Origin of the sequence: Brevundimonas sp. LM2 (genome assembly GCF_002002865.1) — a bacterium.
Lineage (GTDB): Bacteria > Pseudomonadota > Alphaproteobacteria > Caulobacterales > Caulobacteraceae > Brevundimonas.
In genome coordinates this window covers 3,054,866-3,068,594 of the sequence record NZ_CP019508.1, presented here as the reverse complement: position 1 = coordinate 3,068,594, position 13,729 = coordinate 3,054,866, and the positions used below count along the sequence as shown (strand labels likewise).

Sequence of the window (13,729 nt, the reverse complement as noted above, 5' to 3'; positions counted from 1 at the left end):
GCCTATTCGGGGTCATCCCCGATCGGGACGTACAGGGCGCGGGCCTCCGCCGGGGGACCGCGCCGCTCGCCCAGGGCCTCGACCCGGACGACCGTGATCCGGCCGTCGCGGGCGAAGACGATCTCGTCGCCCGGGTGGACGACGCGGCTGGGCTTGTCCAGCCGCGTCTGCCGCCCCTGATGCGTCAGCCGCACCGCGCCGCGCTCGACCAGGGCGGCGGCCAGCGACCGCGTCTTGGCGAACCGCGCCCGCCACAGCCAGACGTCGATGCGGACGGACTCGACCGGGTTCATGCGGGGGCCTCCGTCTCCGCCGTCGGCTGCGCATAGGCGGCCGACAGCCGCCGATAGAACCGCGAGTTGAAGGCCACGATCGTGGCGATCAGCCCCAGCACCCCCGCCACCGTGAAGACCAGGGCCATGCCGCGCGCCGGGCCGCGCCCGAACCACTCCCCGATCGCCTCGGCCCCCACGCCGTCGGTCATGAAGGGGATGACCAGGAACTGGGTCAGCGGCCCGATCAGGAAGGCGGTCAGGGGCGAGGCGGCCTGTTCCACTGACTGGGCGAAGCCGAACACCCGTCCCTGCCGCTCGAACGGGACCACCTTCTGCAGCGTCGTCTGTTCCGCCGCCTCCGCATAGGGGCCCAGGAACATCCAGATGAAACAGCCCGCCGCCAGCAGCGGGATGGAGGGCTGGATCGTGAAGATCGCCGCCGTCGTCCAGGCCACCAGATTGACGATCATCAGCGTCCGCAGCGGACGGCTCCCCAGCCCCACGCGCGAGATCAGGATCCCCGACAGGATGAAGGCGATCGAGACCCCGCCCCACAGCAGGCCCCACTGCCGGACCGGCATCATCGACAGGCCATAGGCGTCCATCAGCGCCATGAAGACCCCGCCCAGGAAGTTGTTGAAGGTGGCGAACAGGATCAGGGCGAACAGGCCGGGCACCGCCCCCACGATCCGGATCGTCCCCCTCAGATCGACGCGACGCGGGGCGGCCGTCCCGCCGGTCCCGCCCGCCGGGGCCGGCTCCGGCACCCGCACCAGGCTCAGATGAACGAAGACCAGCGCCGTCAGACCGAGCGCGATGGCCAGGGTCGCGACCATGCCGCCCCAGGCCACCAGCAACCCCGAGATCACCGAGGTGGTCAGGAAGCCTATGCCCGTGACCATGCCGACCAGGCCGTTGGCCCGGTCCCGGCGATCCTCGTCCACCAGCACGGTCACCAGGGTGGGCAGGGCGATGGCGCGGATGTTGCCGGCGATCACGCCCAGCATGATCAGGCCGATGAACACCCACAGGAACGGTCCCGACACCGAGCGCAGCGCGTCCCCTGGCGTCAGCGCCAGCAGCGACAGGGCCGCCGCGTAGAAGGCGGCGGAGACGACGCTGGACCCCAGCATGACCCGCTTCTTGCGATGGTGATCCACCAGGCTGCCCAGCCAGAAGGCCAGACCGGCCGTCAGGGCCAGGTACAGGCCCGCGATCATGCCGGTGGCGAACACCGACCGGGTCTCCAGATAGACCCAGAAGGTCAGGGCGAACCAGACGGTGAAATTGGTCACGTTGGCCACCAGATTGTTGGCCAGCAGATGATGGAAGGGTCGCATTCCGGCGGCGGACCCCATCAGGCAGATTTGGCCACGGCCTTGCGCGGTCGCTTGCGCGCGCGCCGCGCCGAGGCGGCGGGCGGTGCCGGTGCCGGGGCCTGGGTCAGTTCAGCCAGTCGGGCGAAGGGCGAATCCCGCACGACGGCCGGCGGCGCGCCCTCGCGGTCCGGCATCTGGGCCCGGACGACCTTCAGCGCGGCCCAGATCGCCTTGGCGTCCTCACCGGTCCAGCCCAGGGTTGTCAGCGCCTCGTCCGACAGTCGGCCCTTGCCCTCGCGCCTCAGATCGGCGGCCCGTTCCAGCGCCTCGACCGGCACCGCCCGGCCGCCCGCCGCCCGCACTCCGAAGGCGGCCAGCGCCCGCATCGAGGGGCCCGGCACCGGCAGAGGCGTCAGCCCCTCCGCCCGCGCCCGGAACGGCTCGCCCGCGACGAAGGCCTGGGCCATCGCCCGCGCGCGGGGCTTCAGCACGCCCGGCAGCCAGACCGAATGGGTCCCCACCCGGATGGCGAAGGTCTTGATCGTGCGCCGCTCGACCTGGCTCAGGGCGGCCAGATCCCGCTCGACGTCGCGCCGGTCGATGACGCCCCCGGCCTCCAGCAGGCGGAAGGCGATGCCGCGCGGCAGGCCCTTCAGCGCCCCGCTCTCGATCGCGCTCTTCAGTCGTCGCAGGTCGCGCAACGACCGTCCGGCCTCGGCCGCCAGCCAGGCCTCGATCCGCCGCTGGGCCCGATCCCGCGCCGCCGCCGGCCCCAGCTCCCCGATCAGCCGCACCCGGGGGCTGAAGGGCTCGGCATTGACGATCCGCGCCGCCAGGGCCCCGGCCCACAGCACCTCGCCCTCCGGCGTCAGCGAGAAGGCCTCGTCCCCGTCGGCGGCCAGCCTGCCCAGCCGCCGGGCGATCTCGGGCCCGACCGCGCGCAGGGCGGCGGTCTTCAGCGTCCGGTCCGCAAGGGCCGAGCCGCCGGAGGCCACGGCGAACCGCACCCCCTCCAGATGCCCCACCGCCTCGCCGTCGACGGAGACCACCCCGTCCGCCGCCACCTCGGCCATGGTCTCGGCGTGGTCGTGCAGCGACCGCATCAGGGCGGTGGTCTTGCGGTCCACGAACCGCGCCGTCAGCCGTTCGTGCAGTACGTCCGACAGCCGGTCCTCCAGCGCCCGCGCGCGCTCGCGCCAGGCCCTGTTGCCGTCCAGCCAGTCCGGCCGGTTGGCGATGTAGGACAGGGTCCGCACCCCGGCCAGCCGCGCCGACAGTTGGTCGATCTGGCCGTCGTCGCGGTCGACCTCGGCGAAGCGCGGCGCGAACCAGTCGTCGGTCAGCCTCCCCCGCTTGCCGGTCAGGGCGTGGAAGACGTCGCGCGACAGCCGGGCGTGCTCGTCCAGCGTCGTCTTCTGGAAGTCGGGCAGCTGGCAGGCCTCCCACAGCCGCATGATGGTCCCGCGCGACCGCCCGATGCGCTTGACCTCCTCATCCTGCAGGGCGCGGCGCAGCAGGGTCTCGTCCAGCGCCTGGCCGGTCAGCTTCAGCCCGGGGACACCCGGCGTCTGCACCAGCGAGCGCAGCAGGTCGGGCAGGGTGTCGAAATCCAGCCGGGCGTTGCGCCACTCGATGGCCTGTACCGGATCGAACCGGTGCTCGACCACCTGATCCACCAGGTCCTCGTCCAGTTCGTCGGCCTCGCCGGTGACCCCGAAGGTGCCGTCGCGGATGTGGCGACCCGCTCGCCCGGCGATCTGGGCGATCTCGTGGGCGTGCAGCCAGCGGGTGCGCCGCCCGTCGAACTTGCGCATCCCGGCGAAGGCGACATGGTCGACGTCCATGTTCAGCCCCATGCCGATGGCGTCGGTGGCGACCAGGAAGTCCACCTCGCCCGACTGGAACAGGGCCACCTGGGCGTTGCGGGTGCGGGGGCTCAGCGAGCCCATCACCACGGCCGCCCCGCCGCGCTGGCGCCGGATCAGTTCGGCGATGGTGTAGACCTGCTCGGTCGAGAAGGCGACGATGGCGCTGCGCCGGGGCAGGCGGGTCAGCTTCTTGGATCCGGCATAGGTCAGCGACGACAGCCGCTCGCGCGTGACGATCTCCACGTCGGGGATCAGCCGCCGCATCAGGGGGGCCATGGTCGCGGCCCCCAGGAACATGGTCTCGAACCGGCCCCGGGCGTGCAGCAGCCGGCTGGTAAAGACATGGCCGCGCTCGGGGTCGGCGGCCAGCTGGATCTCGTCGATGGCCAGGAACTCGACCTCGCGCTCCAGCGGCATGGCCTCGACCGTGCAGACCCAGTAGTGGGGCCGGGTCGGGATGATCTTCTCCTCGCCGGTGATCAGGGCGACGGCATTGGCCCCCCGCATCCGCACGATCCGCTCATAGATCTCGCGCGCCAGCAGCCGCAGCGGCAGGCCGATCATGCCCGAGGCGTGGCCCAGCATCCGCTCGACCGCCAGATGGGTCTTCCCGGTATTGGTCGGCCCCAGCACCGCGACGACGCGGGACGGGGCGAGGCCGGTGGGGCGGTCGCTCATGGTGAGGATAAGGTGGCGATTCGCCTTGGGTTCCTCAAGGCGGTTGCGGGTCGCGGTGTCGGATCAGACGGTTTTGCGGCCCAGGGTGGCCCGCAGACCCAGATAGACCAGCAGGCCGACCGGCCCGGCCATCAGCGTCAGGAACAGCACCGGCAGCATCGCGGCATGCGGCACGCCCCGCCTGCCCGCATCCTCGATCGCCCACGCCCCGACCCACAGGTCGAAGGCCAGGTAGTGGACCCAGCCCACCAGCACAGCCTCGGGCCGGCTGAAGCCCTCGGTCAGTCCCGCCAGGGTGGTCAGGTCCCCGCCCAGACCGCCGCTCGCGACGGCCTGGACCAGCAGCACCGCATAGGCCACCGCCAGCCCCACCCCGATGCTTCGGGCCGCGGCGATCGCCAGCGGCCGGCGCAGCGGGGCCAGCGCCAGGATCACCCAGCCGACCAGGGCGACCGCATTGGCGAGGTTGAACAGGGCATCCAGGGTCATCTCGGCCTCCTGCGAGACAGCTTAACAGGCCGGCGTGCAGATACGGAACAGGGGCGAAACGAATCAGGACCGAATCGGCGACGCCCCGCGATTCGGGATTTGTTCACCCCCAGATAGGGTAGCTTAACCCGAATTAACCACAAGGCGGGTGTCGGCGCGGCGGGCGGCACGCCCTGCAGGAGGGGCCGAATTCGCCACCCCATCTTTCCCGTCCCGGCGCGACCCGCTAGGACGCGATCAACGGCTCCGTAGCTCAGCTGCATAGAGCAAGGCTTTCCTAAAGCCGAGGTCGGGGGTTGGAGTCCCTCCGGGGCCGCCATCTTTAGAATCGGACCTCACGCGGCTGTCTGGCCGCCTCGATCTCCGAGGGCATGGGCTGGCGGAGGACGGTGAGGCGGTCCGGCCCCACGCGCAGCAAACCCCGCTCCGCGAAACTCTTCAGCCAGCCCTCCATCGGCCAGATCTTCCACCGCGTGTGAAATCGGGTAGCGTTGGCGACGATGGCGTCGAAATGCTGCAGCGGCGGATGGTGGACGGCGTGGTGCTGATGGAACGACCCCGGGCCGCTGCGGAAGACCAGGGGCAGCCCCGCGTCGCGACAGCGGAAGCCGAAATCGGTGTCTTCCGCGCCATAGCCGGTGAAGGCCTCGTCGAACCCGCCGACGTCGTCGAAGGTCCGTCGCCGGGTGCCGAAGGTCAGGGACCAGAACAGGCCGGCATTGGGTTCGATGCGCGAGCCCTCCGGCGGAAAGGCGCGCACCGGGTGGGGCGCGGCGACGGACGTCAGGCCCGCCTCGGTCCAGTCCTCGCCCACGGCCTCGGCCGGCAGATACAGCACCTCGGCGCAGATCAGGTCGTCGGCGGCGCTCAGCGCGGCGTCGATGGACGCCACCAGCCCGGCCATCGGGATACAGTCGACGTCCAGGAACAGCAGGTGCGATCCGCCGGCGTGGCGGGCGGCCAGGTTGCGCGCCTGGGCCAGCGGTAGCCCCGGGGTCTCAAGCCGCACGACCGTGACCGGAAACTCGGGCACGGGATCGAGCGCGACCGGGGGCTCGCTCATGTCGACCACGATCAGTTCGCGGGGCGGCGTCGTACTGCGTCTCAGCCCCTCGACCAGACGTTGAAGGTGCACCGCCCGGTTCTTGACGAGGGTCAGGACGCTGACGTCGCTCATCGCCGTCGCCACAGGTCCAGCCGATAGCGGCTGTGGCGTTCCGTCCGCACCACCTCGATGTCGGTCGCCAGGGCAACCGCCAGTTTCTGGACCGCCGCGTCGCCGGTCTGCGGATAGTCCGTCTCGCCGGTGAAATGGACCAGCAGCAGGTCGCCGCCGGGCACCAGCGCCTGCGCGACGAAGGCCGCCGCCCGGTCCAGGTCGGCGTCGTCCCAGTAATAGGCGACCTCGGACAGGACGATCAGGTCGAAGCCGGGCTCCGTCGGGGTCTGGCCGGGAAAGGCCATCCGGGCGAAACGGACCTGGGGCTGGTCGGCGCAGCGGCGGCGGGCGCGCGCCAGCGCCGTCTCGCTGATGTCCACGGCCAGCAGGTCGCCGGTCAGGGGGGCCAGGCGCTGGGTCAGGGTCCCGCCGGCGCAGCCGACCTCGAAGCCGCGCGGGTAGTGGCGGCCCTCCAGCGCCTGCACCGAGCGATCGAACTTGGCCGCCTCATAGGGCCGGCTTTCCAGGCCCCAGGGGTCGTCGTCGCCCTGGAACATGTCTTCGAAATAGTCGGCCTTCAGGCTCTGGTCAGGACGCGTCATGCTGGGACCTCGGATACAGCCGGTCGCGCATCGGTATGACGCGCTGATGGGGGGGCAGGCGGAAGCCGTCGCCGAAGGCCGGGGTCAATTGCGACCGGTGGGCGGCCAGGGCGGCGCGGCGCCGACCAGGCGTCAACGCCCCGGTCGTCAGGGGCTGGACCCGCGGCGGGGCCTCGCCCCAGACGCAATAGTCGAAGACCGCCACGGGCCTCAGGGCGGCCTGGGCGACCTCGCGGGCCAGCCGGCCGGCGGCGGCATGGTCGCAATGCGGCTCGGCCACGGCGGTCACCGCGAGGGCATCGACCCGCGCGCGCCGGCACAGGGCGGCCAGGGTCCGGACGGTGTCGCGCCACTCCGGCGATCCGGGGCCGAAGGGGCCGGCGTCCGGCCAGTCGAGGAACAGGGGGTCCGGCCCCGACCCGCGCGTCAGCAGCCGGCAGGCGGCGCGCGCCTCGGCCCGGCGCATGGCCCTCAGCCGCGCGCGGCTGGCGGGATCAGGATGCGGATGCGACCCCGTCCCGTCGGTCAGGAAGGCGACGCCGGCCAGTCGGCCCTCGGCAGCGGCCTCGGCGATCAACGCCCCGGCCCCCAGGGTCTCGTCGTCGGCATGGGGGGCCAGCACCAGCCAGCGGGCGGCGCGCCAGCGGGTCGCGGCCAGGCGGCGGGCCCCTACCACAACCGGTCGTCCTCGCCCCAGACGTCGTGATCCAGCCAGGCGATCGCCGCCTGATCCCGCGCATAGTCGGGCCCGGCCTGACGCAGGTACAGGCTCAGGTCGCGGGTGATCTTGTCGATCCTCTGGCCGTCGAAGGCGCTGCGGGTGCCGACCGCGCGGGCGGCGCATTCCATGACGTCCAGCGCCGAGCGCTCGACCACGCCGCGCGTCATCCGGGCGAAGTCCGGCGCGTCCGGGTCATCGACCGCCGCCCGCAAGGCCGCCTCCCGCACCCACAGCCCGGCCGTGCGCGTCGCGGCCACCGCCTCGCCGAAGCGGGCGCGCTGGATCGGATCGGCGCGGGCCGCGTCCGACAGGGCCGCCCGCAGCTCGATCAGCAGGCCCTCGATCCCGCCCAGCTGCACCGCGCAGAACCGCCAGGCCCCGGCGGTGAAGCGCGGATCGCGATCATAGTCGCCGGGCGCGCCCAGCAGGTCGCGGGGCCGGGGCTTCAGGCCGGTCAGGTCGTAGCGCCCGCTGCCGGTCGCCCGCATGCCCCGCACCCGCCATCCGCTCAGATCGGTCCGCTCCGCATGATCGGCGGGGACGACGACCAGGCGGCGCGGGCCCGTCTCGGGACGCACCGTGATCAGGGCATAGGCCAGGCCGCCCGCCCCGGTGGCGAAGGCCTTGGCCCCCTGCAGCCTCAGGTCGTCGTCTGTCCCGACCAGAGTCACCCCGGGGGGCGGCTCGGTCGCCCAGACCCCGAACAGCGCCCCGTCGTCCAGGACGGTCCTCAGCCACGCCGTCTGCTCGGGCGCGCCGTACCAGTCGTACAGCTTCAGGGCATTCACATGGCCCTCGTACAGCCGCCCCAGGCTCAGGTCGGCCCGACCCACGGCGCGCAGCACGTCGAGCAGGGCGAGGGCCTCGGCCGTGGAGTCGTCGAAGGTCTCGCCGCCGCTCTCCACCGGGGCGAAGGTGCGGTGCAGGTCGGCTCCGATCAGGGTCTGGACGCTCTCGATCGGAAAGACCGGCGCGGCGTCGTAGCGCTCGCCCAGCGCGGCCAGCCGCGCGTGCAGCGCCTGCGCCCGCGCCTTCGGGCGGGACGCCTGTGGGGCGGCGAGGATCCGGGCGTGCGCCATCAGTGCGCCGCGCCTTGCGCCGAGCGGTCGGCGAGTTCCAGCAGCCAGTCGCAGGTGGCCTGGCCTGCGTTCGCCGGGATCAGACGGGTCCGGGCCTCTCCCGCTGGCCGCCGCGCGGCGGCCAGCAGGTCGGGCCAGGCCTCGGCGTCGGGCCAGGCCTCAAGCAGCACGGCGGCCCCGGCCGCGGCCAGGCCCCGGCCGGTCGAGCGCTGCTCGTCGAAGGGCCGGTCCTGCGGCAGGCACAGGAACGGCCGATCCGCCGCCAGCACCGCGCCGATGACGCCGTTGCCGGCCGAGCCGATCACGACGCCGGCCGCCGCGATCTCGGCGGCGGCATCCTCCACCCAGCCCAGGGCGACGAGGTTCGGGGGGGCGGCGGCGACGGGGGACATGGGCCCCAGAACGCGCCAGGTCAGGTCCGGGGTGCGTCGCGCCGCCGCCGCCAGGGCCTCGCCGTCCGACGCCCCGCCGCCCGCGCCGAACACCACGACCACCACCGCCTCGTCGACCTCGGCCTCGACGGCGGTGGCCGTCAGCCCGGGGGCATAGCGGGTCTTGGCCCGGACCCAGTCCGGGGTGTCGAGGTCTTCGAGATCGGGGTGAAACGGGGCCAGGATCGCGGTCGCCCCGCGAAAGGCCTCCAGATGGGCCGGATCGGTCCGCCGTCCGGCCAGCCGGACGCAGACCGTCGGCGTCGCGGCCAGCCGCGCCAGCAGGGCGACCTCGACCGAGACGTCCACCACCATCAGCGCCGGCCGGGCCTGGGCGATCCAGCCGGTGATGTCGGCCACGCGCCGGCGCACGCCGGCATGGCCAAGGGGCGCATAGTGAAGGGCGTCGGGACGGTTCGCCGCGCCGTCCTGCCCATTGAAGGCGCGCTCGCCCTCGGGTCGGTCGTCGGCCAGGTCCATCGCCGCCACGGCATCGGTCCGGCCGGCCAGGCCGGTGCCCATCAGGGTGAACCGCTCGGGCGCGCCGGCGGTGATCGCCCGCGCGCGGGTCAGATGTCCGATGCCGTGGTGATGGACGTAATAGCCGATCATGCCGCCACCCCGGGGGTGATCAGCCGGTCCAGCGGCAGGTCGCGGGGCATGGGCGGCAGGGCGGCCTCGGCGGAAAGCAGGGCGGCCTGGCCCAGTCGCGGGCGCTGATCGCGGCGCCAGCGGGCCCGCGTCCGCCAGTGATCGAAGTCGGGCACCTGCGGGACCGCGCCCGTGGTGGCGGCGACCTGCAGCCGTCTCATGTCCTCGGCCATGCCGCCGGCCGCCCGACCCTCCTGGCGCGGCGAGACGCGGGTCCAGACCGACAGGGGATGGGACAGCCGATGGCCGACGGCCCGGGCGGCGGCGACCAGGGCCCGGTCCTCGCCGCTGGGGATGGCCGGCACGCCCCCGGCCGCGGTCCAGGCCGCCACCGTGATGGCCAGGCTGGCCCCCGTATGGTCGCCGTGCCGGGGCGCCGGATCCGGGGGCGAGGGGTCGATGGCGTCCTCGATCGCCCGGACCTGGGCCCAGTACAGATCCCAGAGCGCCCAGACGGCGGCGGCGTGCTCGCCCAGGGGTTCGGCCTCGTCGAGCACCAGACGCCCGCCCACCAAATCGGCTCCGGCCGCGACGGCCGCGAGATTGGCCGAGATCCAGTCGACCGGCGGACGGGTGTCGGCGTCGGTGCTGATCAGGACCGCCTCGGGCCTGCGGGCCAGACGGTCCGCCCCCAGCATCATGGCGCGAGCCCGGGCCGAGCCGGCGTGCGCCAGGTCCGGCGGAAAGACATGGTCGTCGAGCGTCAGGGCCAGTCTGGACCCGTGACGGCGCGCGGCCTCGGTCGCGACGGCCGCCGATCGGTCGGTGGTGTTGTTCAGGGCGATCACCACGGGCACCGGACCCTCGACGTCCTGGTCCGCCAGGGCGCCCAGCAGCGTCGCCAGCCGGTCGGCCTCGTTGCGCGCCGGCACGCAGACGCACCAGGCCCGGGTCTGCGACACGCGCCGCGCGTTCGACCCGGGCCCAGGGGTCAAGGCTGGGCCTCGCCGCCGGCGCCGTCTGGGGTGGGCAGCCCGGCATGGAACCCGGTCCCGGATCGCTGCGGGCCGGGCTCCGCCGCCCGCCGCGGACCGCTCCTGATCAGCGGCGGCAGCGGGTCGGGCACCACCGCGAACCGGGCGTCCATCCGCGCCGGAGCGGGGACCTGAAGCCGCGCCCGATAGTGGGCCAGATACTGGTCGATCATCACCTCGGCATCGCACAGGGTTTCGGCCCTGTGCCGGCAGGCGGATCGCGACAGGGTCAGGGCCTGCCGCGTCGCGACCGCCAGACTGGCGGCGTCGTCGGGGGCGGCCAGGACGCCGCAGGCGTCGGTCAGGATCTCGGGGATGGCCCCGCGCGCGAAGGCCGCGACCGGGACGCCGCAGGCCAGGGCCTCGGCCACCACCAGCCCATAGGGCTCCTCCCAGCAGGGCGTGCACAGGGCCGCGCGGGCCCCCCCGATGACGCCGGCCAGGGCCCCGTGGTCCAGATGCCCCAGATAGACGGTCTCGGACGTCAGCCGCGGCGCGATCTCACGATCCCAATAGGCGCGGTCCAGCAGCGGGCCCGCGAAACGGATCGGCAGCCCGACCAGCCGCGCGGCGTCCAGGGCGAAATGCAGGCCCTTCTCGGGCACGATCCGCCCGTACCAGACCAGATAGGGGTCCGCGGCCGACCGCGGCGCGAAGGCGAACCGGCTCAGGTCGATCCCGTTCAGGATCACCTCATCGACCGTCGTCACCGACGACCAGGCGGAACGGATCGAGCGGGAGACGCCGACGAAACTGTTGTTGCGACCCCGCGCCACCCGCACCCCGCTCTCCAGCCAGGAGAAGGGCGGGGTGTGCAGCGTCGTCACCATCGGCATGGGCAGGGCATCCGCCATGGCGACCGGCAGGTAGTGCAGCGAGTTGTTGTGGATCACGTCGAAGTCGCGATGCCGCAGGTCGTTCATCAGCGACAGATAGGCGTGGTGCTCGCGGAAGAAGGCGACGTCGCGGGCCTCGCCGACGCCGACCGCGCTCAGGGCGGTCTCGTCGCAGATCGCTTCGAGGCCGATGCCGGGCTCCGACAGGGTCGAGGCGAACACGGTCACCTGATGCCCCCGCCGCTTCAGCGCCGACGCCAGCAGATGGGTGTGCATCTCCAGCCCGCCGGCGAACGGCTCGTGGATCGGATATTTAAGATGGGCGATGACGCCTATGCGCAAGGGATCCTCCAGCGTCGCAGTGCGCTCGGCAGGTGGCAAAACACACCGTCATCCAACGGGTTCCGCTGCGCTCTGCCGCAGGACCGATCGACGCGGGTTGCGCGTTGTGCAGACAACCAGGACACGTCGCGCGGCCGTCGCTCACAACATTAAGGAACGCCGGATGTCGGACACCAAGGGCCACGGAAGCCACGCCGCGCGCAGCGCCAACGCCGCCGCCGCCAAGGAGGGCAAGTCCAATCCGCGGACCTCGTCCGCCGCCCAGGCGATCCTCGGCAAGAAGGGTGCGAAGGCCAAGTCGAAATCATGAGCGCCCCGCCGCCGTCGCGGATCCGGGTGGTCGATCTGGAAACAGCGGGGAACGGGCTGACGGACGTCTGCGAGATCGGGTGGCAGGATGTCGTGCTCGGCGGTGACGGCCAGTGGGCGCTGTCCGAGGATCGGGGGGCGCTCTGGGTCAATCCCGGCCACCCGATCTCGCCCGACACCATGGCGGTGCATCATATCCTGGACGAATGGGTCGCCGATGCACCCTACTGGAAGGACGTCGCAGGGACCGTGCTGAGGCCGGAGGGCGGCGCGCTCGCCCTGGCCGCTCATCGCGCCGCGTTCGAGCAGCGCTATTGCACCCCGCGCCTGACCGGCGGAGCCGTCTGGATCTGCACCTGGAAATGCGCGCTGCGGGCCTGGCCCGAGCTGACGCGCTTCTCCAACCAGATGCTGCGCTACCAGCGCCGACCCGCCGGCCTGGTCCATGAGCTGGGTCTGCCCGCGCACCGCGCTTTGCCCGACGCCTACGTCACCGCCCACCATCTGCGGGATCTGCTGAACACCGTGCCCTTCGCCCAGCTCGTGGCCTGGAGCCTGGAGCCCGGTCTCCTGCCCCGGGTGCCCTCCGGCCCCTTTCGCGGCAAGGCCTGGAGCGCCGTGGACCAGGCCGCCCTGGCCGGCCTCGCCGCGGATCGCGACGAAAGCCTTCGCTTCTCCGCGACCCGCGAGCTCGCCCGGCGGCGCGAACAGGGCGAGCCGCCGCCCGAGGCCCCCCTCCAGCGGTCGTTCCTTTGACGCGGGGATGGATGGCGGCCCCTGATCCCCGACCCCGACCGATGGTCGTTTCCGCCGGTCGAAACCCATGTCCAAGGTGATCCGGTAGGCGCGGAGGGACTCGAACCCCCAACCAGACCGTTATGAGCGGTCGGCTCTAACCATTGAGCTACGCGCCCGCCGAACGCCTCGCCTAGCAGGCGTCACGCGCCCGCGAAAGTCCGCGCTCAAGCAGCGAGACGCCGCGCGTCGAGCGCTAGCGCTAACCACAATGCGCTCAAGCAGCGAGACGCCGCGCGTCGAGCGATCGCGCTCGCAAGCCTGTCCGCGATGTCATCGACATGAACGGTTCCTGCCGACGGAACTCGCCCGCCGTTCAGGCGTCAACGGTCAAGGTTCGGCCATGGCCCTCGTCGACAGTGAGGGTCGCCTTCTCGCTCTCGTCAGGATCCACAATGACCCGTTCTCTGCCCGCTCTGATGGTGGGGGCCGCCCTCGTCGGCCTGTCCGCCCCCGCGGCCCTGGCCCAGGCCGCGCCGCCGCCCATGCCGATGCACGCCATGACCCCGGCCCCCGCCCTGAACCTGTCCGCCTATGGCGAGGTCAAGGTCGCGCCCGACATGGCCACCATCAGTTTCGGCGTGGTGACCGAGGCCCCGACGGCCCAGGCCGCCATGGCCGACAACGCCACCCGCATGACCCAGGTTTTCGCCGCCCTGCGCCGCGCCGGTGTCGCCGAGCGCGACATCCAGACCTCGGGCCTGAACCTGTCGCCCCAGTACGACTACGTCCAGAACGAACCGCCCAAGCTCCGTGGCTACCAGGCGACCAACCGCGTCACCGTCGGCATCATGGACCTCGACCGGGTCGGCACCACCGCCGACGCCGTGGTCTCGGCCGGCGTCAACCAGATCGACGGCATCGCCTTCGGCCTGAAGGATCCGAAGGCCGCCGAGGACCAGGCCCGCGTCCTGGCCGTCCGCGCCCTGCAGGACAAGGCGCGCCTGTACGCCCAGGCCCTCGGCGTCGACCTGGGTCCCGTCCGCAGCCTCAGCGAGGGCGGCGGCTACCAGGCGCCCCAGCCGATGCCGCAATATGGGGCCCGCATGGCCATGGCCGAAAGCGACTCCACCCCCGTCGCCGCCGGCCAGCTCGCCGTCCGCATCGACATCACCGGGACCTACGATCTGGGGCGGTAGATCGCTTCCGTCTCCCCTTAAGGGAGAAGGTGGCCGAGCGAAGCGAGGTCGGACGAGGGGCG

General features: G+C 72.6%; 14 protein-coding genes and 2 tRNA genes. 4 read left to right on the top strand and 12 right to left on the bottom strand.

All coding sequences use genetic code 11. The annotated features are described in order from the left end of the window. Positions 1-2 precede the first annotated feature (2 nt). The 4 genes from BZG35_RS15230 to BZG35_RS15215 all read right to left on the bottom strand — a co-directional run bounded on the left by BZG35_RS15230 (position 3) and on the right by BZG35_RS15215 (position 4,629). Positions 3-293, bottom strand: coding sequence for an RNA-binding S4 domain-containing protein (locus tag BZG35_RS15230; protein WP_077356889.1), 291 nt, complete (start codon positions 291-293; stop codon positions 3-5). Beyond that, entirely contained in the window at positions 290-1,633 is a 1,344-nt protein-coding gene (locus BZG35_RS15225; protein WP_253189194.1) for an MFS transporter, read from the bottom strand. Before BZG35_RS15225 ends, BZG35_RS15230 begins: the two co-directional genes overlap by 4 nt. Next, positions 1,633-4,140 (bottom strand): helicase-related protein, encoded by a 2,508-nt coding sequence (locus BZG35_RS15220; RefSeq protein WP_077356885.1) that lies wholly within the window; start codon positions 4,138-4,140, stop codon positions 1,633-1,635. The genes BZG35_RS15225 and BZG35_RS15220 overlap by 1 nt, the downstream gene beginning before the upstream one ends. A 63-nt stretch (positions 4,141-4,203) precedes the next feature. Further along, complete coding sequence (locus BZG35_RS15215; protein WP_077356883.1) at positions 4,204-4,629, bottom strand: ABA4-like family protein; 426 nt, start codon at positions 4,627-4,629, stop codon at positions 4,204-4,206. Between the two features lie 242 nt (positions 4,630-4,871). On the opposite strand from BZG35_RS15215, the gene BZG35_RS15210 reads away from it, so the two are divergent. Continuing rightward, positions 4,872-4,948, top strand: a tRNA-Arg gene (locus BZG35_RS15210). A 3-nt stretch (positions 4,949-4,951) separates the two neighbouring features. Here BZG35_RS15210 and BZG35_RS15205 read toward each other — a convergent pair. The 7 genes from BZG35_RS15205 to BZG35_RS15175 are packed head-to-tail and all read right to left on the bottom strand — an operon-like array spanning position 4,952 to position 11,424. Continuing rightward, positions 4,952-5,806 carry a glycosyltransferase family 2 protein gene (locus BZG35_RS15205; protein ID WP_077358191.1) on the bottom strand — a complete coding sequence of 285 codons (855 nt, stop codon included), beginning with the start codon at positions 5,804-5,806 and terminating at the stop codon, positions 4,952-4,954. Continuing rightward, on the bottom strand, positions 5,803-6,390 hold the full coding sequence (locus tag BZG35_RS15200) for an SAM-dependent methyltransferase (RefSeq protein WP_077356881.1): 588 nt from the start codon (positions 6,388-6,390) through the stop codon (positions 5,803-5,805). The genes BZG35_RS15205 and BZG35_RS15200 overlap by 4 nt, the downstream gene beginning before the upstream one ends. Next, positions 6,377-7,066: a PIG-L family deacetylase gene (locus BZG35_RS15195; RefSeq protein WP_077356879.1), complete on the bottom strand. Its 690-nt coding sequence runs from the start codon at positions 7,064-7,066 to the stop codon at positions 6,377-6,379. Before BZG35_RS15195 ends, BZG35_RS15200 begins: the two co-directional genes overlap by 14 nt. Next, on the bottom strand, positions 7,060-8,190 hold the full coding sequence (locus BZG35_RS15190; RefSeq protein WP_077356877.1) for an acyl-CoA dehydrogenase: 1,131 nt from the start codon (positions 8,188-8,190) through the stop codon (positions 7,060-7,062). Before BZG35_RS15190 ends, BZG35_RS15195 begins: the two co-directional genes overlap by 7 nt. Further along, entirely contained in the window at positions 8,190-9,233 is a 1,044-nt protein-coding gene (locus tag BZG35_RS18030; protein WP_077356875.1) for a glycosyltransferase, read from the bottom strand. Before BZG35_RS18030 ends, BZG35_RS15190 begins: the two co-directional genes overlap by 1 nt. Continuing rightward, a complete protein-coding gene (locus tag BZG35_RS15180) occupies positions 9,230-10,174 on the bottom strand; it encodes a glycosyltransferase family A protein (RefSeq protein WP_077356873.1) in 945 nt (314 codons plus the stop codon). Before BZG35_RS15180 ends, BZG35_RS18030 begins: the two co-directional genes overlap by 4 nt. A 29-nt stretch (positions 10,175-10,203) precedes the next feature. Next, positions 10,204-11,424: a glycosyltransferase gene (locus BZG35_RS15175; RefSeq protein WP_077356871.1), complete on the bottom strand. Its 1,221-nt coding sequence runs from the start codon at positions 11,422-11,424 to the stop codon at positions 10,204-10,206. Positions 11,425-11,587: 163 nt separating this feature from the next. On the opposite strand from BZG35_RS15175, the gene BZG35_RS18025 reads away from it, so the two are divergent. Continuing rightward, complete coding sequence (locus BZG35_RS18025) at positions 11,588-11,734, top strand: hypothetical protein (RefSeq protein WP_171981976.1); 147 nt, start codon at positions 11,588-11,590, stop codon at positions 11,732-11,734. After that, positions 11,731-12,489, top strand: a complete 759-nt coding sequence (locus tag BZG35_RS15170; protein ID WP_077356869.1) for a DNA polymerase III subunit epsilon — start codon at positions 11,731-11,733, stop codon at positions 12,487-12,489. The genes BZG35_RS18025 and BZG35_RS15170 overlap by 4 nt, the downstream gene beginning before the upstream one ends. An 85-nt stretch (positions 12,490-12,574) precedes the next feature. On the opposite strand, the gene BZG35_RS15165 is transcribed toward BZG35_RS15170, so the two are convergent. Further along, a tRNA-Ile gene (locus BZG35_RS15165) sits at positions 12,575-12,647 on the bottom strand. Between the two features lie 276 nt (positions 12,648-12,923). Here BZG35_RS15165 and BZG35_RS15160 point away from each other — a divergent pair. Further along, positions 12,924-13,667, top strand: a complete 744-nt coding sequence (locus BZG35_RS15160) for an SIMPL domain-containing protein (protein ID WP_077356867.1) — start codon at positions 12,924-12,926, stop codon at positions 13,665-13,667. Positions 13,668-13,729: the final 62 nt, after the last annotated feature.